This is a genomic window from Paenibacillus sp. W2I17 (assembly GCF_030815985.1).
In the GTDB taxonomy this organism is placed as follows: Bacteria; Bacillota; Bacilli; order Paenibacillales; family Paenibacillaceae; genus Paenibacillus.
In genome coordinates, this window is sequence record NZ_JAUSXM010000001.1 from 4,011,805 (window position 1) to 4,034,211 (window position 22,407).

Consider the following 22,407-nt stretch of genomic DNA (forward strand, 5'->3'; position numbering starts at 1 on the left):
CTGTTTTGATTGCAAAATGGCGTTGCCCTGGTTCTTTTTTGCCTAAAACACGATCACAGCATCGCAAGATGTTGATATAGATGCCACATTATACAACCCTAATATATATAAAAGAATTAATGATTACACGATAACGAAGAGGACAGAACAAAGCTGAAGAAGCGGAGCTAAAAGCTTTCTGAAAGAAAGCTACTTCGGAAGCATACACTTCGCCTTTATCACCGGATTTTCCCTTTAAAAGAGGGAATCAAAAAAATCAGGGGATAACAGCGATCGGAAGGTTGTTCTGTCATCGTAGTTATAAAGTGTAAATTCATTCAAGGAGTGAACGGAACAATGCAAGTACAGAAAATTTTCAACACCGAAGCCCCTAACCAATCAACCCGTATTATTGAAGGTGAATGCTCCGGTATCCTGAACTGGAACGACATTCGTATGCCTCATATGTACAAATTGTACAAAGTACTGCTGCTTAACCACTGGATCGCAGACGAGATTCCAATGTCCAAAGATGCTTCCCAGTTTGCTCAACTGGACGAGGAAGAGCAACGTACGTTTAAAATCAACATCTCTCTGCTCGCGGTACTTGATTCCATGCAGACGATGTTTGTTGGTGACGTAAAACGTTACTTTACTGATTCTTCACTCGAAGCGATCTCGGCCATTATCGGACAACAGGAAGTCGTTCATAACCAATCCTACTCCTACGTCCTGTCTTCGATCGTATCTGATCGGGAGCAAAAGGAAATTTTTGAATACTGGAAACATGATCCAGTCCTGCTTGACCGTAACCGTTTCATCGCAGACATCTACCAAACATTCCGGGACGAGCCGTCTCCACAGACGTTCTTCCAGGCTATGGTAGCCGATCTGGTACTCGAAGGTATCTTCTTCTATAGTACGTTTGCCTTCTTCTACAATCTGGCCCGTGACCAGAAAATGATGGCAACCAGCCAGATGATCTCTTATATCCAGCGGGATGAAAACCAACACTGTTACTTCTTTGCTGAAGTGTACAAACAGTTGCTGGTGGACTTCCCTGAACTGAACACACCTGAGAACATGGACTACGTATACAAAACAATCCATCGTGCTGTTGAGCTTGAAACCAACTGGGCACATTACACACTCAGCAACGTGCGCGGTATTGACCTGAACGAGTTGGAAGATTACATCAAGTACATCGCCAACAAACGCCTGCGTCTGATGGGTATGGAAAAAGCATATGAAGGTGTGGATGTAAACTGCATGCCTTGGATTAAACCATTCTCCGATGAAGCATTGAATGCAACCAAAACCGACTTCTTCGAAGCTAAATCCCGTAACTACGGTAAAGTTGGCGACGATAACGGATTTGACGATTTGTAAAATCTTCTGATCGAGTACCTACTACTTGAGTATATCCGGTATAAATAAACACAAATTAAAGCACTCCCTTTGATAGAATGCCTTCATGGCTATCTGCATGCGGGAGTGTTTTTTTGTCTCTTAACCTTGTAAGATAGTTTTGAAAGAGATTCATACCCCTCTACGGAAGTGAGGCCTATTCATGGAAAGAGAACTGCTGGAACAAATCAACTTGTGGCATGAGCAGGACCAATTCAGTCTCATTATTGAACATATTGAACGAATCCCCGTCTCAGAGCGGGATTATAATCTGATTGGTCAACTCGCCAGAGCCTATAACAATGACACACGTTACCGCGAAGCCATTAAACAACTGTTGTCTGTCGAGGAGCAAGGGGTAAACGACCCGCTCTGGCAATATCGCTTAGGGTACGCGTACTGTTATATCGCCAACTATGAACAAGCACTATTGGCGTTTGAGAGAGCTAACGAACTTCAGCCACATGATGAATCAACCCTTGAATTTCTAAGTCAGATTCGACCTTTCGCTGAGAAGATGCGGCGGGATCGTCAACGCCATGAAGAGAATATCGCAGCATTGGAGCAGAGCGGTACACAGAACCATCTAAGAGCCGCTTCAGGGACTTATGATCCCGCAACGTTCTGGGTACAGAGTGATTATGCGCAGGACAATCATGTATCAGAACCTTTTGATGAAGAAGAGATTTTGACTATTGAGAAAGAATTAGGTTACAGGCTGCCCGCATCCTATATTCAACTGATGAATACGCAAAACGGCGGTATCCCTGCGCTCACTGTATTTCCCACCAAAGAAGCGACTTCCTGGGCTGAGGATCACATTGCCATTTCAAGCATTATGGGAATTGGACACGATAAAATATACGCACTCGCTGGTGAGCTGGGAAGTCGGTTCATGATCGAGGATTGGGGATACCCCGACCTGGGGATTGTGATCTGTGATTGTCCATCCGCTGGTCATGATGTCGTTATGCTGGATTATCGCTTCTGTGGCCCTGAAGGTGAACCCTGTGTAGTTCATGTGGATCAGGAAAATGATTATGAGATTACATATCTTGCGCCGAATTTTGAAGCTTTCATCCGTGGATTGGTTGATGAGGATACGTATGACCTGTCTGACGAAGAGAATGAGGACTAAAACCCAGGAGGGTCGGCCATATGACAACCCGTATATATTTTGGTTCCAATCAACTTGGCGAAGTGGCCGCAGTTCCATTGCAGGATGCGCTGAATGAGCTTGATCTGGGAACCCTTGAAGATTATCGACGAACAGATAAAGGTGTTATGGGTCAGACACTGCTCATTCGCTCTTCCCGTGGAGAGTATATTCTGAAAGGCAATCCTTTATATGCAGGACAGTTACAGGAAGAAAAGTTCTTTGTAGAACAACTGGCAAAACATACGTCCATTCCTGTCCCTGATCCATATTTATTACATGAAGATACCCATCTGCTAGGCTGGAGTTATGCCATAATGCCACGCCTGCCCGGGAATCACCTGTATGATCCAGCATTCCAGGATTCACTGTCACAGCAAGACCAGGAAGAGATCGCCTGTATGTTTGCCCATACTTTGGCTGAACTGCACCGCTGGAAGGTGCCTGATGCCGGGGAATATGACCCTGTAGCACAGCAGATTGTTTCCTTTGCAGGCGATTATCTGGACTGGTTGTACGGAACCATTCGTCACTGGTTACATGATGCTGAACAGTACTCGGTGATTACGGATGAAGATGTTCAGTGGGTGGATGAGCAATTCAAGAATGCTGAACCGGCATTTCGGTCCAAAGCTGTTCCGGGTTTTGTCATGGGAGACTTCAAGGTCGAGAATATTCTGATTCAAAATCCGGACGGCCGTTCTTCAGGGTGGCAGATTAGTGGTCTGTTCGATTTTACAACCGCCTATTTCGGAGACGGCACAGCTGACCTAACCAAAATATCCACCAGGTATGTTCGTGAGGGTCAACCAGAACTGGCCGCACAGTTCCTTCGCTGCTACCGGGATCTGGTCTGTGCAGCAGATGAGGAGAAATGCCAACACTTCCGCACACGTCTCAGCATGCATCTGCTCTATCAACGTATCTTGTGGTGGGGGGAAGCCAAAGCGACAGGACAAGTGACATGGGCAGCCGACCTGCCTTTTGCACAGTGGGCGCAGCAGTCCATTAATTCGATTGTCGCATTGCTGGATTAGTAGATTAGTTAGTAGATTTGGACAGGTCGCTCAATGGATAGCGGCCCTCCAAACTAACGTATGTATCGTTCCATATATATCGCCCAACATCCGGGCATACGCATAAAACCGCCAAAGATCAATGAAGATCTTTAGCGGTTTTTGTCATCTCACTATATTTCAGTCAACGATGGAATCTCTCAACTTAAGCTTGTGCAACGGGTGACTCCTGATGTTTCTGCAAAAACTCCAGCATCCGGCGGTACACGAGAATCTCGTTTGTCTTCCTCGAGAAGCCATGACCCTCATCATCTAGAACGATGTATTCCACATCAATTCCCTTGGACTGGAGCGCAGCCACGATCTGATCAGATTCGGCCTTCACGACCCTTGGATCATTAGCACCCTGGATAACCAGCATTGGGTTAACCATCTGATCGAGATACGTAATCGGTGAATCCTTCGTTAGGCGTTCGCGGTCACGGACCGGATCACCCAGCCAGTTATCCATCATCGGTTTCCAGTCTTCCGGTACGGATTCCAGGAATGTGAACAGGTTACTTGGCCCAAAAATATCGACCGCAGCCCGGAAGAGCTCCGGATGGCGACCTGCCAATAACAGGGTCATATATCCCCCATAACTTCCACCTACCACAAATAACCGCTCTGGCGATGTAATTCCCTGATCAAACAACCAGTTGATCCCGGCAACGCAGTCCAGTCTTGGGCCCTCACCCCAATCACGCTCAACCATCTTGACGAATTCCGCTCCATATCCGGTACTGCCCCGGAAATTCGGTGCAAAGACATGATAGCCCTGAGCGAGCATCATCTGGAACATTGGCCGAAAAAACTTCGCTTCGGATGCTTGCGGCCCACCATGAGGCCAAAATACGGTGTAGCCATTGGCCTGCTCTGGTTTTGCTTTGAACAAGAGAGCTTCGATCTCCAGTCCGTCGTAGGAGTTATACCGAATAACGTCAGGGTACACGAGATCGCTTGGGTCCAGTCCGGTTACACGATTGGCAGTGAGCGGCTCCCAGGACTCAGCACCTGCTATTTTGCGATAGATGTTATGCGGTTGGATCGCTCCACGTCCGAGGATATACACATTGCCAGCCTTCGTAACGTTCACCTGCTCTATCGTATCCAGCGGCATCTCTATGCGCCGAGGCTCATCGGCATTTTTGCCCAATACGTACATACGATTCTCCGGCCCTGTAAGTGTCCAGAAATATAAGGTCTCGGAAGCCTGATGCCAGCGGATGAACTCCACATCTTCCCCTTCGATTCTGCACAATAAACGGAATTCGCGGGTATCGATACGGTACTCAGCCACATAGGCGTATGCGGAGTCATCATTGGTAATGAATAGAAGACGATTGTCATCTGCAAAAATCAGATCGGAAACCTGACTATGACGTTCTGAAGCTGGCAGAATCACCATTTCTTCATTATTACGATACAGATGCGCCGTCTGATACGTATTGGAGTACATTTTTAAAATAACATAACTCTTCTCGTCAGGACTTACAGCAAACAGGCTGCTCGTAACCTCTTCCCCACTATATAACAGTTCATCTTCCCCTGTCTCCAGATCGATGCGGCGTGAATTCAGATAATTCGGATTACCCGCGCTGGTGACATAATAGAGACGTTGTCCATCCTCGGATAAATCAGCGAAATAACAGCGATCATTCGGTTCTGCCGGAACTACAGGCAGTGGGACACCACCCTCGGGTGGGAGTGCATATAGATGATAGTTCTCATCTCCATCCCGATCAAACGCGGTAAGAAGATGACGTCCTTGCGGGTCTGCTTTAATAAACTGACTGCTCTGATTCAAGTACGTTAAAGGATACGGGTATCCCCCAGGCAAATCCATCGCCCAAATATTCGGCTGACCGTTCAGATTGCTGTCCATGAACAAACGTTTCTCGTCTGCCGAAACGGCAAAATGCGAAATACGGTAAGTCTGAAAATATTGCTCAACATCCGGTTTGGGGAACTGAATCATGACAAACCTCCTTGGAATTGAACCAACGAATTTAACATTGGTAAATTAAGGTACCATTTGTCCATATTATAGGTAATGCCAATGTTTAGACAATAGATATGTGAGTTATAATTCCAGATTTTCTCGATTTGCACATGAACTCACGGATAAAAGGTCATATGAGCTTTGTCTTCGCGATAATAATCCAGCCTTTGCTTCATCGTACCTGTATGCAGTTCAAACAAATGACCATCCGGATCGGTAAAATATACAGATAATGCATCCCGCGGATCTCTTGGCCTTCCGGGCAGAATGTCCGCCCCCGCTGCTCGCAGCTGCTGCACAGACGCGTCGAACTCCTCTTCTGTAACGGTAAATGCAATATGTGTATAGGTTCGTTCCGTATAGTTGCGAATAACATCCTCCTGATTCAGGGCAATCCACAGACCGGCAAGCTCAAAATAAGCCAGTTTGCGTCCTTTCACCTGAATTCGGGCACCGAGAGCCTGCTCATAAAAGGTAATGGCCCGCTCCAGATTGGATACGGAAAAGCACAAATGATTAATTCCTTGAATATTCATGTGGCTCCTGACACCTCCATCGATTTAAGGATCTATCCTTATTATGGTATATTCTGTGCAAAAAACAACCGCTCTGCTGTTTCCTCCCGCACCTTCTTCTGGGCGAATGCATAGGTTATCCGTATCAATGAACGTTCGAGGAGGATGTAAAGCGCATGAATCCTGTCTATCCTTTTTATGGTGAGAAAACGGTATGCAAGGAGCAAAAGCTGGCCTTTCCACCCCAGCATCAGGACCAGCAACCCGGTCTGGAAACCCTGATGGTGCCTGAACCAATTAGTGAAGATCCTGCCTATATCGGCAGCTGCAAACTCCAAGGTAAGGTTGCCATTATTACGGGTGGTGACAGTGGAATTGGCCGGGCGGCCGCCATCGCTTTTGCCAAGGAAGGTGCGGATATCGTCATTGCTTATCTATATGAACGGACAGATGCCGAAAGGACTCGTGAACGGATCGAAGAACTGGGACAGCGCTGTCTATTAATCGAGATTGATCTCCGCTTAAAGAAAAACTGTGAAGCCGTCATTCGCACAACCATGGAAACCTACGGGAAGATCGATATTCTGGTCAACAATCATGGCGTACAGTATGTGCAGCCAAGCATCGTTGATATTACAGAAGAACAGCTGTATCACACCTTTCAGACGAATGTGTTCGCCTATTTCTTTCTGATTCAGGCCGCTCTCCCCCATCTGTGCAGAGGTGCCTCCATCATCAACACGGCTTCCATTACGGCATATAAAGGTAACACTCAACTGATCGACTACTCCTCTACCAAAGGAGCCGTCGTATCGCTGACTCGTGTACTCGCCCAATCGCTCGCTGCACAGGGAATCCGTGTGAATTCCGTCGCCCCGGGACCCATCTGGACACCGCTCATCCCTGCCAGTTTCTCCGCTGAGGATGTACAGGTATTTGGAACAGATACGCCTATGGGTCGGGCTGGTCAGCCTTACGAACTGGCGGCAGCCTACGTTTATCTCGCTTCCCGCGATTCATCTTACGTCACAGGTGAATGCATTCATGTAAATGGTGGCGATATGGTAACGACATAGGCTGATGTCAGGTTGGATTTGGCAGGTGTGGCAGGATATCGGTTGTCCAGTTGCGAAGAGGGTTAGGAGTATGACCGGTTATACCTGAACCTGACATCTAGCGACAAGGAGCTGAACAACCTGATGAACTTCGATCCACTCTACCAACCGTACCCCTCTTACCGCGTGCCTGTGTATGCGAAAAAAGGCATGGTCGCCACGTCTCAGCCACTGGCTGCACAAGCCGGTCTGGATGTTTTGAAAAAAGGCGGCAATGCCATCGATGCCGCCATTGCAACTGCGGCAGCACTCACGGTGCTGGAGCCAACGTCCAATGGCATTGGAGGCGATGCTTTTGCCCTCGTCTGGACCGAGGGCAAACTGCATGGCCTGAATGCCAGCGGCCCTGCGCCTCAGGGCATATCCATTGAGGCGCTTCAAGCGGCAGGCTATACGGAGATGCCGAAGCTTGGGGTTGTTCCGGTGACGGTGCCTGGCGCACCGGCGGGTTGGGCTGAGCTAAGCCGCCGTTTCGGGCGGCTCACGCTGGCGGAAGCGCTGGAACCGGCCATCCGCTATGCGGAGGAAGGTTATCCGCTTGCGCCTGGGCTGGCCCGCCACTGGGCAAGGGCAGCCGAGGTCTATGCACGCCAGGGTGATGCGGAAGCAGGGCGTGCGTGGTTTGAGACATTTGCTCCAGGCGGGCGTGTTCCCGCAGCTGGAGAGATGTGGCGCTCGCCGGATCATGCGGCGACTTTGCGCCAGATTGGCGAGAGCGAAGCGCGAGACTTTTACGAAGGAGAACTGGCAGAGCGCATTCATTCCTATATGACAGAACACGGTGGTTATCTGACCAAAGATGATCTGGCGGCATTCCAGCCCGAGTGGGTGGATCCCATCTCTGTCTCCTATCGTGGATACGATGTATGGGAGATCCCGCCGAATGGACAAGGACTGATTGCTCTGGCAGCGCTTAATCTGCTGAAAGGTTACGAATTCGACGAGAAAGAATCTGTTCTGGCGTATCATCGGCAACTTGAAGCCATGAAGCTGGCATTTGCCGATGGGGAGAAATATATTACCGAAGAACGCAAAATGGGTGTCACGGTGGAGGAACTGCTGTCCGAGGTATACGCGGAAGAACGGCGCAAACTCATTGGTGATACCGCACGTGCACCTGAGGCAGGTGATCCACGAGCAAGTGGAACGGTCTATCTGGCTACGGCGGATGGTGAAGGCAACATGGTTTCCTTTATCCAGAGTAACTACATGGGCTTCGGATCTGGACTCGTCGTTCCGGGGACAGGCATTGCCTTGCAGAATCGCGGACATAATTTCTCACTGGACCCGAATCATGCAAACGCCTTGGAGCCGGGCAAACGAACCTATCACACCATCATTCCGGGGTTCCTCACCCGCGGCAGCGAAGCGGTTGGGCCATTCGGTGTCATGGGTGGTTTCATGCAACCGCAGGGGCATGTACAGGTGGTCATGAATACGATTGATTATCACCTGAACCCACAGGCCGCCTTGGATTCTCCACGCTGGCAGTGGACGAAGGGCAAAACAATTCTCCTGGAACCGGGGTTCCCACAGCACATTGCACAGGCACTCGCCCGCAAAGGACATGATATTCAAGTGGCACTCGATCCATCCCAGTTTGGACGTGGTCAGATCATCTGGCGCAACCCGGACAATGGCGTATTATGCGGGGGTACGGAAACCCGAGCCGACGGCTCGATTGCGGCTTGGTAAAACTCGCGTAATTTTTATATTAGGATGATCAACTTATCATCCGTATAGGGTGAAATTTTAAGGCACAAGAGAGATGATTCATGTCATCTCTCTTGTGCCTTTTTTGGACTTTTAACGTCAGTAAACAACATACTGTAGTTATTGATGCTCCTTTTTAACCAGAGAAATGTAAAAATAATGTATAATTCATGAAAAATATTTATTTTTCCGTAAATTTTCACTACATACCATAAATCACAGTGTCTTTCTGACCGATATAGATAAAGGGAAATCCTCACCATACGTGTCATCATGTACACGTCATTCCCTGGAGCTAAGGAACCATGCAAAACAGAAAAATGCGACTACAGAAATGAGGGTAACACACATGAAAACAAACAAGAACAGACGCGCAGGTCTAGGTCTCACCCTAATGATGATCCTGACGGTACTGATCCTGGGGGCATGTTCAGTCAATAATACAACAACGGCAACAGACACGAGAACAAAGGTCGGGATCGTGCTTACGGAAGTGGGTCTGGGTGACCGTTCTTTTAATGATGCTGCTTTTGATGGACTGGTTCAGGCCAGAAATGAGAAAAGTATTGTCTTTGACTATCGTGAACCCGGCGACAATGCCGAAGCTGCATTTGAAGAGTTTGCGAAAGCCAAATTTGATCTGGTTATCGGTCTGAGTGATGCTGTCCAAGCGGATATGGAGAAAGTTGCAGCCAAATATCCTGACCAGCAGTTCCTCATGATTGACAGTCAGTCCGAACTGCCTAACATTGCTTCCATTTCATTCAGGGCGGAAGAAGGAAGTTATCTGGCAGGTGTTATTGCCGCTATGGCTTCAACGGAAGATCATGTTGGCTTCCTTGGTGGAATAGAGATACCGGTCCTTCGTAATTTCGAGCAGGGTTTTAAGCAAGGTGTTCTGGCTGTCAAGCCGGATGCAACCGTTGATGTCGTCTACGCAGGGGACTTCGGTAATGCCGATCTCGGTGAACAACTGGCTGTACAGATGATTCAGGAAAAGGGCGCTGACGTGATTTACGTTGCTGCCGGTCTCACAGGCGTTGGCGCACTGACGGAGATTCAGAAATTAGGGAAATACGCCATCGGTGTAGATACCGATCAATTCTTTTTGGCGGAAAAAGCCATTCTTACGTCCATGCTGAAAAATGTGGATGTCTCTATCTATAATGCCGTTAACACGTTTGTTCAAAACAATCATACCTTCCCTCAAAAGGAAATCGTGGAGGGGCTGGCGGAGAACGCCGTGGGTCTGACTGCTCTACATAATATCACGCTCAGTGATGAACAACAGCAAACCTTCGAAGATCTGAAAGCAAAGATCTCTTCCGGTCAAATCAAAATTAAGCTTGATCAATAACCCATCGGATACGAGGAGGTACGCACATGAAACTACAGGGAAAACTGATACTTAATGCTCTAATTTCACTACTTCTATGCCTTGTGCTAGTCGCTTATATCATCATGCAATTGCTCAACATGAATGCCAAAAATCAAAATCTGGTACCCGCCATGCTCAAGGTGAGTGAACTGAACGCCAATCAGATTCAGACCCAGCAGGCGCTGGACGTCTACTCATTCTCCATGACAGCAGGAAACCAGGACGCCGTACTTCGCTTGCTGGATGAAGGCCAAACGATGATTCAGGAGCTTACGGACGGATTACTCGAAACGGATCAGCAGTTACAACTTATTCAGTCCATCGAGACGAAGTTAACAGCTCTCAACGAGGGAGCCACCGAAGCGATGAGCGCGATGAACAGTGCGGAAGCGAAACGTTACAGCACTCGGGTTCGGGGCATACAGAATGATATCTATTCGTTAGATGAGATGACTCGGGATCGTTATGATCAATACACCGTTGATTTGGAACATGACATTCAGCAAACGTGGCAAACCGCTCTGGTAGGAGCCATCGTATTGCTCGTCGCCGTAATGCTGTTTAATATGTATACTTCACGTCAGATCGCCAAGCGTATTCGAACACTCAAAGACGCCGCGGGACAAATTGCGGACGGTGACCTGACCGGACAATTACCGGAAGCTCGGGGCAAAGATGAACTCGATGACCTGAGTCGCTCCTTCGGTATCATGACTCATAATATCCGCGGCATTATTCAATCGATTGGTGAAGCGGGTCATCGTGTCGATCTGATGGCGCAAGATATTGACCGTGGCAATGATACGGCCCAAGCGATTGTGCAGCAAGTATCCCGCACCACGGAGGAACTGTCGATTGGCAGTCAAAAGATTGCCGAGGATCTGAGTGAAACGGTGATGGTTGTGGACAAAATGCAGTCTACTTTCAATAGCAATCTGGAGGCCACTTCCCAATCGGTGATCGATGGTCGTGAAGTATTAACTACCGTTGAGGAAGGTAATAAGGCTGTAGCGGAGCAACTCCGCCTGGCCGAAGTAAATCGTATGGCGATGTCCGAGGTGGAACAAACGGTGCGGGAACTGGAAGAAAGCGCGGTTCGAATCACTACAATGACGGCATATGTATCAGAGATTGCCAAACAAACGACTATGCTCTCGTTAAATGCCTCCATAGAGGCTGCTCGCGCTGGAGAAGCCGGACGTGGCTTCGCTGTTGTTGCGGGCGAGGTGAACAAACTCGCCGAACAATCTGCGCAATCGGTCAAACATATCTATGCGGCTGTGGGCGAGATCACAACCTCCATGGATAAGGTGAAGAACTCTGTAGCACAGAGCATGCAGTTATTCGGCGAACAGGAACAAGCCACTGGCCAGACTCGCGAATCTTTCTCTGCCATTCGTGAAAGTGTGGAACGCATTAGTACAGGTATCCATCAGCTTGCTGAGGACATGCAACACTCCAATGAACTCAGTACACAGGTGCAACAGGCCATCGAAAATATCAGTGCCATCACCGAGCAGTCGGCTGCCAGCAGTGAAGAGATCACCGCCTCCACGTCGGAACAACAACGTTCCTTCGCTGATGCAAGTATCAAGGTGAAGTCATTGCGAGATATCAGTGCAGAGATGCATCAGGAACTGCTGCGATTCAGGCTGTAAGCAGGATGCCGGGAGAAATTCGGCCAGACATAGGTCGGATTTAGTTTAGATATCGTTTAGATGCAGATTTTAGGCAAGTTATGGGCAGGTTATAGGCGAGCCAGGATCAGGTAGCGTGAACATACAAACAAATAAAGGGGAGCCTCGGTCATGAATCATGACAGGGCTCCCCTTTTCAGTAACTAATCGTTGTTCCATCTAACCATTAATTCGTTTCAAAGATATGAAAGTATAAAGATTGAACTAAACATTTACACAAAACAGAGAGGACAGAAAGAACCTGAAGAAGCGGAGCTAAAAGCTTCTTGAAAGAAAGCTGGTTCGGAAGCGTACGCTATCCCCGGATTCTCCACTTTATAAAAGGAATAAAAAACTGGGGATAACAGCGATCGGAAGATTTTTCTGTCACCAGAGTGCCCAGTGTAAATATTCTTTAGTTCAACTTATATAGATAACAAGTTTAGATAACAAGGCATCAGCGTTTCAGATCCAAACGTTTAACGAACCGTGCAAACCTTATTGGGCCATTAATTGCAGATTATAAAATCTAATGAATCTCAGGCACTCTATTCCCTAATTTAGTCCGGTTTTTCAAGTGTTTTCTCTGAAATACACAGAAATAACGTGGATGAGATTCGTTAGCTTTTGCTCCTCGATATAAAACCGTGGCATAAGGTGTATCAGGTTCGTTAGGGCAATGACATTGAGCATTGAGCACTCGGCATTGAGCAATGAGTACTGATCATTGAATAATGGACAATGATCAACGTGCACTCATCTACTTTTGATGCTCCGATGCGCTGGTTCGTTGGATCACTTGCAATTTTGAAAATGAATCGGCATAGGCAGTAACCCAAAACCATGAGCTTGTCCCACACCTGCCCCATCCTCACAGTGCGTCGATGATGTCTCCGGCCAGCAGGGACGATGGGTCACCGCGCAGCAGTGCTGCACGTTCGGCGGCATGTCCGTGGAGATATACGCCGAACGCGGCGGCTTGCTCCGCGCTGAGCCCTTGGGCAAGCAGACCGGCGATGATGCCGGTCAACACGTCTCCGGCACCGCCAGTCGCCATGCCGGCGTGCCCGGTGGTGTTGATGTACGCCTCGCCGGTTGGCGTTGCGATGACCGTTCGTGCTCCCTTGAGCACAAGGGTTACGCCCTGCTCGCGGGCGTATTTTGCAGCGTGTCCAATACGGTCACGCTGCACCTCTTGGGTCGACATGCCCAGCAGTCGGCCCATCTCGCCAGGGTGCGGCGTCAGGATTGTCGCCGCACTTCGCTGGCCCAAGTCGCGAGGCCCATGTGGGCCAGCGTCTGCCAGCATGTTGAGGGCGTCCGCGTCGATGACGAGCGGACGATCCGATTGTTGCCACAGACGGCGCAGCCAGTCTGTGTCGCCCTTGAAGCGGCCGAGGCCGGGGCCGGTCGCGAGCACGTCGCGGCTCTCCGCGAGACGCAGCACGGCGGAGGCGGAAGCCGCGTTCCATTCGCCGCTGTCGCCATCGGTGGCGGCAGCAAGCATGAGCTCGGGCACGGTGCCGATGACATGCGGCAGCAGTGCCGCGGGCAGCGCCCATGTGGCGAGCCCGCAGCCTGCGCGCAGCGCGGCCTTGGCCGAGAGCAGGCCAGCGCCGCTCATCGGCAGACTTCCTGCGGCCAGCAACACGTGGCCGTAGGTGCCCTTGTGGCCGTCCGGTGCTCGGAGGCGGCCTGTATCCACGCGCAGCGCACCGCGCAGCACCTCGTCCGTCAGCAGACGGACCGAGGGGCCATGCTCTGGCGCAAGCCGCGCGGGAATGCCGATGGCGCGCACCACAATGCGCCCCGCGGCAGAAGCGCCCGGGTACTGCACGAGCCCGCGCTTAAGCAGTGCGAGACATACGGTAACCCGGGCTTGAATGCAGGGCTCGTACACCTCTCCGGTGTCGGCGTCCAGCCCGCTTGGCACATCGGCGGACACAACCGGCTTGCCGCTGTCGTTCGCCGCCTCAATCAGCGCCGCGTAAGCTCCGCGCGGCACTCCCCGCGAGCCGGTGCCCAGCAGCGCATCCACGATGCCTGTGCACCGGCTGAAGTCCACGGCTTCGCGCCCGTGGACAAGAGCAGGGATGCCAAGCTTCGCAGCGGCATCCCGTTGCACTGCTGCTTCGCCCCGCAGTGCATCAGGGGCATCGGCGTAGACCAATGTCACGCCAAGCCCTGCTTCAACCAAATGGCGCGCGGCCACTAGCCCATCGCCGCCATTATTGCCCTTGCCGATCAGCATGTACCACTGCTGATCTCCCGGGCGCTCCATCACCAGCGCCGGATCGGCGATGATGTCGCCACCATAACCTTGCCGATCACCGGGCCCGGTGTGTGCCCGCCTAGCATCGGTCTTGCTGCTATAGCCAAGCTGCTCTGAATCCTCAATCCGGCCTTCTGCCTGCCCTTCCCGGCACAGCTTGATCACTTCCTCGGCTATGGCGCGGCCTGCATTCTCCATTAGACTTGCTGCCGGAATACCGAGCTGTTGAATGGTATGCTCGTCCACAGCTCTCATCTGTTCAGCGGTTACGATAAACAATGTTCATCCCTCCCCGTGACAAGCTCATCTCATACCTAAAAGCAACAACAACTTCGCACCTAAACGCTGTATCCTGTATGTGTATCGCTATCTTTCCTCTTACCTCATCCAGTTACCATGATGCGCTCCATGCATCATTGGAAGCTCTATCGATTCCGTGTACGAGACCTTCAAATTAAATTATCCATTCCAAAGCCTGTCTACGCTTAATAACCTACCGTAAACCGAGCTTGGATAAATTGCGGATCGTCCAGTTCGTCCACCAAAGCCGCTGCAAAATCGCCAACGGAAATCGAGCTTTCCCCGATATCATCCGTAATCACACGGTTCATGCCAACCCGGAACTGGCCTGTCCGACGTCCTGTTGTGATTGTCGCAGCAGGGCTCATGTAGGTCCAGTGAATACCTGATGCTTCAATCAGGTCATAGGCTTCTGCATGTGCTTTTGCCAGTGGTTTGACTTCTTCCGGGAATCCCGGCGTATCCATCAGCATATCACCGGATTCGGTTAGCAAACTTCCCGCTCCACCAACTACAACCAGACGTCCTGCTTTTGCCCGGCGCACACCCTCGATCAACGAACGTGTCACTTCCAGCATCTCTTCTTCTCCACCGAACTTCGGTCCATATGCACTCACAACCACTTCTTGACCCGCTGCAAAATCAGCCACTTGATCCGGGTTAAGCAGATCTCCCTGTTCTACACGCAAACGCTCATGAACCATCTCAACCTTCGAAGGGTCACGCACCACCGCTGTCACTTCATGCCCACGATCCATCAGCTCCCACAGTATCGTCTTGCCAATCGCTCCGGTTGCTCCAAAAATGGCTACTTTCATATGAATTCCCTCTTTTCTGTAGATATCATCTTGTCAACTTACCGTTATTTTAATACTTAATCCTATTGTTATATACCTTAAACGGCTCACGCCATCTTAAACCGGATGTGACATCTTGTAAATGTTAATGTTCATCCGCTTAACCTCTCCAACTATGCACCAGACCACGAACAACACTTCACCAACCGCTTTTCCTTTCCATATCATTACCTTAAATATCGCCAAAAAAGCCGCATTTGCGGCTTCAACATCACGTATTTATCTTACGTGGATACTCTACTGTAGGTTAGAAAATCAACAGCCTTCTGCGCCCAGATTCGCTCCGAATAAGCCTCATGCGCCATATCCTGTACAATATGAAGTTCAATCCTGCCTACAGCTCCAGACATTTGCTTGTTTTCCATGATGTCCAGATATAACCTCTCCGTCTGCTCTACGGGACACAGTTGATCAGCCTGACCGTGAATGAGCTGAATATCCACCTCACTGAGTCCGGATACATAAGCTGTTGGGCTTCTATCCCGCAGAGCAGATTGATCATGCAAAAGCTCACCGATTTCAGTTTCCAAGAATGATCTCAGCTTCGCTCCTCCGCCTGCGTACAGTCCTTCCAGATCCGTAAACGGTGCACAGGCAACCACAGTACTCCATAACGCCGGACTTTTACCTGCTACCAGCAATGCCAGATAAGCCCCATAGCTCACTCCATAGAGAGATGCGTTTGAATAAGAAGATAACATCTGCTCCCGCATGAATTGGATGATATCTGCATCTACGCCGCCCCAATCGTTCTGAATGCGCATCCTGTAATCCGTGCCGAACCCTGAACTGCCGGGATAGTTCAGCCCGATGACCCGCACTCCTGCTTGATATAATCCACTGATGACCGGACTAAAGCTGTCAAACAGGCAATTATGAGGTCCGCCATGAAGATAGATGACCACCTGTTCTGCGCCCTTCGGGTGCATGTCCATGTACGGAATTATGTCATGCCCATAACGAACCCATCCATAGATTACATCGGGTTCCTCTTCAGGATGGTTACCAATTCTCTCATCTCGCTCAACCGGGAAACGGGTAATCGTACGCGTTTGTTCCGAAAACCGGTAAATCCCCGGCACCGGAGGACGTACGATAGATTCATATTTTCCGATCAATCCCTGCCTGTCCCTGCTGAGCACAGCCTGTGTCAAGATTCCCGGATAATCATACAGCTCATACCTCTTCTCTCTGTCCAATGTATATTGAACATATTGCCACCTGCCACAAGTTATCCCTTCGCAGAGGACTAGCTGTTGATGTGGATCAAGTTGCATTCTGATCAGTTCAGAGAAGGGTTGGCTATCCCTTGAACATTCATGCACCCGATCCTCTCCTTGCCTGATCCATCCAGGCTGGAAGCCATCTTCCACAGGAATAGAAACGGCTATCAGATCCCCCTGCTTATCCATGACAGGGTAGGCATACTCCGTATAGGGTATTTCGGATGATGGAAGGATATCTTCGGAATACGAGTACACTCTTCCGAATCCACCAACGTTTACGCCAACCTCTCGTGTTGAAGCAGACCAGAATACAAATTGCGGGTTGTCCAGATCAGGAGTAACCCATCGCGCCTCATCCTTCTCCGGATCGTAAAGACCTATACGGACAGCTCCTGAACGATGTCTAATGGAAAATAGCAGAATTAATTGCCCCTCTTGCCAAGCGGCCTGCATCACAGGAAATGGAAACTTCACAAATAGGCTCTGAACCAGAATTACTTGCTTCTCATTCTCATATATATGAAGCCATTTCCCCGTCTTGTCCTGTGTAATCACCAGAACACGGTTCCTGCCCATAAACTGAATATGCTGCGTGTGCTGATCTGACTCTGTCCCATGTTCAGAAAGGCTCTGACGGCTATCCATGCGGCCTGTATCATCAAGACTGCACCATTCGCATGTATTGTCATCATAGCCCAAGAGCATACTCGTTCGTTCCTTGTTCACACTCATTCGTGTCAGGAATGGATAGCCCAACCGGATTTCCTCCTTTCATTCCAGTACTTTAACTGCTCCCATCCCTCCAATTGCGATTCCAGTTTATCAATATACTGGTCCTGCGTGTATGCATCTAGGGGCGTAACGGTCCCCAGTCTGCCTAATGTTTCCCGAATCAATCTGATCTGTGGCAGACTGGCAACCGGCAGCCCCATCATCAATAGACGGTACACCCGGGATGCCCGTTCCTCTGATCCTTGAGTAATCAGCGCGCCAGCGATTTCCACCGCACGACCCAGCAGTTTCGAATGGATAGTGTTTGTCTTCATACGTAACAATTGAATCAACAGTTCATATTCCTGCTCCTGCTCGCCAAGCTGTTGATGTAATACCATTTTTAATTGCAGTACATGCCCCAGCCAATCTACATACGCATCAACACATAACTTCTCCGCAGCCAGCAACGTCCTACCTGCCTCTGCATAGTGACCTGCCCGGAGCTGCAAGCCCGCAATGTTTAGTAACGTCTGAATCTGAAAAACTTGCTTATCGGGTCCATCAGGAAGCTGGCGTATACGCTGGCCCGCCTGTTGCTCCAACGTAATTGCGCGTTCTACATTGCCCTCCTGCATCTCAATTAATGCTTCACCATTATCAAGCGCAGCCCATTTCCCAGTACGATACGTTTCAGTTAGTTCTTCATGGACAATGATCTCCCTTGCTTTCGAATAACAGTGTCGTGCTTCGGCATAATGCTTCCCATTTTTGGTCAACAGCTGACCCAGCTCAAACCAGAGTACTGCCTGCTGTGTTGCCGACAAACGTTGAAATAACGAATTATGGTCGAAAAAATGAAAACAGGACCTGTAGCGGGCCGGATCAGCCGATTTGGACAACAAAACCCAGGCCAGCCTATTGTAGAGCGCCAATGCTGCCTCTTTTTCCTTCCCTTTATCCTTGCTTACCATTTGTAGATGTTCTTCCAACAAACGTCGGGTCTGATCGGGTGTATCCCTGACAATAGATACCGGAAGTTTGGGTATGTCCTCAGGATTACTCGCCATCGTTGGATATCGATGAAAAAAAAGCACTACACTTACTCCCCTTAGCTTCTGTCGATACAGGATATAGTGAATGGCTCCCAGATCCGCAGGGTGAAGGTAGGAAGATACTTCAACCAGAACCCATTTCCGATTACCAGGCGTCCACCCTGATCTTTGGAATCTCAATAACGCATTTTTACATGCCACAAGATCATCTATTGGCTGAAATGGATTTAGTTGATAGATCAGCGGGAGAGTAGCATACGGATCACCAACCGCAATTTGTATAACCTTATCCTGCCAATGCGTTCTCAGTTTATGAATTTCATGCTTCACCGCATCTGATGTCCCTTCAACAACAAACAATCCAGGTTCATGACTCACACGAAACCATTTACTTCTCAGATCATGATAATCCGTACTTTCCAGTGAGACAGGCATCATGAAAGTTCACTCTCTTTCGTGATTCGGCATACGTGTATAAGTTCAGGCACCTGTTGTAAATTCAGTGCCGTCATCAATTGATAACTACCCCGGTTGTTTGCATCAAGTGAAGCTTTAATCCACTGATCCGGATCTGAACTGCACCGATGGAGACCATATGCAGCAAGCCATCGGGCCCATCCTTGACGTTTCGCTTCTGGTATTGTGAATATATGAGCAAGGAGTACACTCCCAAACTCATCGCTTAACAGGCAGCCCCCGATCTTACTTCCCTCCAGTTCAACAAGCCCGGAACCTTTCAGCAACTTGCCATATACACCCTGATAGATATCTCCGATAGCTTGACGAGCAGCTTCCCAACTTGGACAGGTAGGATCACTGGCTTGGAGCAAGTGTGCAAGGGAATCCACCTGTCCCTCCGCAGACATCCAAACCGCGTCTTCATTAGGTATAGCCGGCACGGGAACGTCCTTCAACTTGCCGAAAAATCGATACCGATGGGCAAGAACATCCGCCCGGTATCCAAGCTTCTCCCACGGAAATGAGGCAGGAGCAGTTGCATATAGAGAGGACCATGTGATTTTATCCAAAACGGATGACATCCGATCTTCCCAATAAGGATTGGAATGTGCTTCACTCCATAAATCCAATGTATACTGCCCTTCACCCTGATCAATTACCATGAACGAAGATAGGCTTTCGTCGTTTCCAGGTTCAACTGCATAATAGCGATCACCCGCCTTCCCCGATTCGTGCTGGCATTGCGGCAGGATATCAGATATGGATGTTAGCATCATACGCTTTTCCCTCCCTGTTATAATCGAAACCTGAATAAACCAGTGGTTCGGATGTAACAGACGGATAAAACCGGCGTAACAGGAATGTATATATCCCCATATAACCGGTCATGTAATCCGGGGAGAAGGACTCCATGTCCTCCAGAGGCCACATCCATATGTCTTCCTGTGGATCACTTCGCAATACATACAAGCTCTGTGTATACTCCGCTAGTTTGGTTTCATATCTGCCTGGGAACTTGCGGTTAGCCAAAAGTAGAAAATCTCCATTGCCTGCAATTCCGTGACACTGCCCAAAAGAAGCAAATACCGTTGCCTGTGCCACTGCATCCGCTGCTTGAAGTCCAAGTCTGGTACAGAGGGGATCTTGCAAAATATCAGCCGCAGCCATCAAAAATCGACCAATACCCGCCGATCCATTACACCAATGTACCCAGAGTGTATCCGGTTTTTCCGGGGATGCAGGCCACAGGCTCACGCCATTCTGTCCTCCATGACTCGTACGATCAAGTGTATCTACAATTCGCTTCACAGCAGAATAGTACGATTCCTTTCCTGTACGCTCTGCCAAGGCAAGCAGATAGTATCCGATACCTGTGATGCCATGAGAGAATCCAAGGGAATGATGGCCTTTTTTGTCCGATTTATCTTTCACTTTCCACAAACTCAATGATTCATCTGTCTGCTCTTCTTGTTCCAAAATATAAACACCCAGTTCCTCTGCTCTTGCCAGAAGTTCAGGGCGGCCGCCAATACGGTATATCTCAAGCAGCATTAATCCCAACCCCGCCGCTCCATGACTAATATTGGTCTGTACTGGCTCATGCCGGGTGATTTCCAATGCCAGATCCTCTGCACGTCGAAGCAACGATGGATCATTTATTCGTTCAGCCGTCTCTGCCATTGCCCAGGGAACAGCGCCATATCCAAAGTATAATGCTACGGGTGTCTCATCTGGAACGTAAGGGTGATTCGTCCAAATCCATTCCAATACTTCACGTGCATATTGATGGTATTGTCTGTTTTGTGTAATCTGACCAAGTTGATTAAAACCAAAGATCACCCCTGTCCAGCCAAAGTTGAAATTCGCCGGATGAAACATCTTGCTCATGCTGTTTTCCGGGAACAGTTGCAAGGGGTTATTAAAATCAAGAGAAGTATACAATGTGTTTACCATACGCTCGGCCTGACGGAGTACTTCTTCTGGCTCCATATTGCATTCGTCCTTCTCTATTACATCCATGCTTCCTCCTGAATTGACCTCTTGCTGCTCCAGCAATGCAACCAGTGTTTCACGAATTTCTGATAACTCCACATGTCCGCCAGACATGATCTCGATGCCCAGACTTCCCAAGCCACGAAGCTGTGTATTACTCTGATGATCCAGATAAGCCTGTGCAGCTTCCAGATGGGATTGCCGATATTTCAGATAGGGGTCGATGGATGAAGCCATGTAATAGAAGACACCTCCCAGTGCATACAGATCATCCGCATAACTGGATCGCCTGCTGTGCTCACGTCCCCGTGGCACATAGCCCGGAGTATGACCGGTCAATGGATCAGCCTTACTCTCATCACTTCTGACATAAGCCAGTTCAAGATCAATCAGGCGTACACTTCCGTCCGTCAGCACAACAATATTGTTGGGCGTCAGATCATTGATCACAATTCCTTTATCGTGACATTGCTGCACCATATCGAGAATATGTATACCCATCCGATGCATATCCGCCCGGTTGTAATCTGCGGCTACATGTCTGCGATGGATATATTCACGCAAGCTGATGCTTTCAAAATACTCCAGGATCAGATAGCGATTATTTTCAGTACTAAACAGATCAAGCGGCCTTGGGGTAACCCCCGTATCCTTCATCAGATCAAGCACGCGATATTCATTATCCAAATAGTTATGAGCAGACCGCCTACCACCGTCTACACGCATGCGGTAGACCGCTTCTTTCATGACAGCCTGTTCATAGGATGTGCCGGAGATGAGAAATACTCCTCCCTTGCCGGATTTCTTGAGTACGCGTCTCACACGAATATTTCGTATACCAAACTCATTGTTATTGGAATCGGATTGACGAGAAGCAGCCTGGTTCTTCTCCATGGCTTGAATCCGCACTAACTCCTCAGGTTCATTCACCCACTCCGGTTTATACCTGCCAGGTGTTCTTCGATCCTCCTCCAGCTTGCCTTCTGGATTCTGGATGGCATACACTTTTGCACCCGAGTACCGGTCATAGTAGAAACGATCAGTGAATGCACCATAACGATAAAATACACACTGGCTACCGAGGTATGCCCGATCTGTCGGAATAGCGGGTCCTTTCAGATCGCTTGTACATGAATGCATTAGCTCAAGTAACTTCAAGAATTGCTCTTCGTCTCGTGCGTAGATGGTGACACACTTCCCAGTCTGAGGGAGAGGTATGGAACCGTTGGATGTTTCAATCAGTCTCAGACCGCTGCTCACTACTTTCCATTGCACATCATTTTCTGTGAGAACAGGTGCAATGCGTCGCAGCAATTCAGCTCCTTCCACAGGGATAACAGACAGATGAATTTTCCAGCCCTGTGCGGGAAGCCTTAATTCTTCCGGTCTAAAACAAATCCAATGGCCGTCATTCGACCATTGGATGGATTGGGGAAGTTCCCGGATTATATGTTCCAAAGCGTTCTCAAAGGCGTCCTTCTTGGGGGTTACGCTTGCGAATTTCAATGAGAATCACTCCTTTTTGAATAAAGTAAGAGG

At 49.2% G+C, this 22,407-nt stretch carries 15 protein-coding genes; 7 read left to right on the top strand and 8 right to left on the bottom strand.

Going from position 1 to position 22,407, the window contains the following annotated elements; all coding sequences use genetic code 11:
- Nucleotides 1-336: 336 nt before the first annotated feature.
- The 3 genes from QF041_RS17900 to QF041_RS17910 all read left to right on the top strand — a co-directional run bounded on the left by QF041_RS17900 (nucleotide 337) and on the right by QF041_RS17910 (nucleotide 3,579).
- On the top strand, nucleotides 337-1,368 hold the full coding sequence (locus tag QF041_RS17900; protein WP_091018583.1) for a ribonucleotide-diphosphate reductase subunit beta: 1,032 nt from the start codon (nucleotides 337-339) through the stop codon (nucleotides 1,366-1,368).
- 181 nt (nucleotides 1,369-1,549) lie between these two features.
- The gene (locus tag QF041_RS17905) at nucleotides 1,550-2,524 is read left to right on the top strand and encodes an SMI1/KNR4 family protein (RefSeq protein ID WP_307415178.1); all 975 of its coding nucleotides are present in this window, start codon (nucleotides 1,550-1,552) and stop codon (nucleotides 2,522-2,524) included.
- Between the two features lie 20 nt (nucleotides 2,525-2,544).
- The gene (locus QF041_RS17910; protein ID WP_307415179.1) at nucleotides 2,545-3,579 is read left to right on the top strand and encodes a phosphotransferase family protein; all 1,035 of its coding nucleotides are present in this window, start codon (nucleotides 2,545-2,547) and stop codon (nucleotides 3,577-3,579) included.
- 184 nt (nucleotides 3,580-3,763) lie between these two features.
- Here QF041_RS17910 and QF041_RS17915 read toward each other — a convergent pair whose 3' ends face one another.
- Nucleotides 3,764-5,575: a S9 family peptidase gene (locus QF041_RS17915; RefSeq protein ID WP_307415180.1), complete on the bottom strand. Its 1,812-nt coding sequence runs from the start codon at nucleotides 5,573-5,575 to the stop codon at nucleotides 3,764-3,766.
- A 140-nt stretch (nucleotides 5,576-5,715) separates the two neighbouring features.
- Nucleotides 5,716-6,135 (bottom strand): metallothiol transferase FosB, encoded by a 420-nt coding sequence (gene fosB, locus QF041_RS17920; RefSeq protein ID WP_307415181.1) that lies wholly within the window; start codon nucleotides 6,133-6,135, stop codon nucleotides 5,716-5,718.
- Nucleotides 6,136-6,290: 155 nt separating this feature from the next.
- Here fosB and QF041_RS17925 point away from each other — a divergent pair, with 155 nt between their 5' ends.
- From QF041_RS17925 to QF041_RS17940, 4 genes are all read left to right on the top strand, one after another.
- Entirely contained in the window at nucleotides 6,291-7,190 is a 900-nt protein-coding gene (locus tag QF041_RS17925) for a glucose 1-dehydrogenase (protein WP_036607429.1), read from the top strand.
- Nucleotides 7,191-7,313: 123 nt separating this feature from the next.
- Nucleotides 7,314-8,924, top strand: a complete 1,611-nt coding sequence (locus tag QF041_RS17930; protein WP_307415182.1) for a gamma-glutamyltransferase family protein — start codon at nucleotides 7,314-7,316, stop codon at nucleotides 8,922-8,924.
- A gap of 367 nt (nucleotides 8,925-9,291) precedes the next feature.
- Entirely contained in the window at nucleotides 9,292-10,299 is a 1,008-nt protein-coding gene (locus QF041_RS17935) for a BMP family lipoprotein (protein ID WP_307415183.1), read from the top strand.
- A gap of 26 nt (nucleotides 10,300-10,325) precedes the next feature.
- Nucleotides 10,326-11,978, top strand: a complete 1,653-nt coding sequence (locus tag QF041_RS17940; RefSeq protein WP_307415184.1) for a methyl-accepting chemotaxis protein — start codon at nucleotides 10,326-10,328, stop codon at nucleotides 11,976-11,978.
- Between the two features lie 889 nt (nucleotides 11,979-12,867).
- Here QF041_RS17940 and QF041_RS17945 read toward each other — a convergent pair.
- The 6 genes from QF041_RS17945 to QF041_RS17970 all read right to left on the bottom strand — a co-directional run bounded on the left by QF041_RS17945 (nucleotide 12,868) and on the right by QF041_RS17970 (nucleotide 22,374).
- Nucleotides 12,868-14,547, bottom strand: a complete 1,680-nt coding sequence (locus tag QF041_RS17945) for an NAD(P)H-hydrate dehydratase (RefSeq protein ID WP_307415185.1) — start codon at nucleotides 14,545-14,547, stop codon at nucleotides 12,868-12,870.
- Between the two features lie 206 nt (nucleotides 14,548-14,753).
- Nucleotides 14,754-15,386, bottom strand: coding sequence for an NAD(P)-dependent oxidoreductase (locus tag QF041_RS17950; protein ID WP_047840318.1), 633 nt, complete (start codon nucleotides 15,384-15,386; stop codon nucleotides 14,754-14,756).
- Between the two features lie 263 nt (nucleotides 15,387-15,649).
- The gene (locus QF041_RS17955; RefSeq protein ID WP_307415186.1) at nucleotides 15,650-17,407 is read right to left on the bottom strand and encodes an alpha/beta hydrolase family protein; all 1,758 of its coding nucleotides are present in this window, start codon (nucleotides 17,405-17,407) and stop codon (nucleotides 15,650-15,652) included.
- A complete protein-coding gene (locus tag QF041_RS17960) occupies nucleotides 17,389-18,855 on the bottom strand; it encodes a tetratricopeptide repeat protein (protein ID WP_307415187.1) in 1,467 nt (488 codons plus the stop codon). Before QF041_RS17960 ends, QF041_RS17955 begins: the two co-directional genes overlap by 19 nt.
- Nucleotides 18,852-19,652 carry a hypothetical protein gene (locus QF041_RS17965; RefSeq protein ID WP_307415188.1) on the bottom strand — a complete coding sequence of 267 codons (801 nt, stop codon included), beginning with the start codon at nucleotides 19,650-19,652 and terminating at the stop codon, nucleotides 18,852-18,854. The genes QF041_RS17960 and QF041_RS17965 overlap by 4 nt, the downstream gene beginning before the upstream one ends.
- Nucleotides 19,630-22,374, bottom strand: coding sequence for a lanthionine synthetase LanC family protein (locus tag QF041_RS17970; protein WP_307415189.1), 2,745 nt, complete (start codon nucleotides 22,372-22,374; stop codon nucleotides 19,630-19,632). Before QF041_RS17970 ends, QF041_RS17965 begins: the two co-directional genes overlap by 23 nt.
- Nucleotides 22,375-22,407 lie beyond the last annotated feature (33 nt).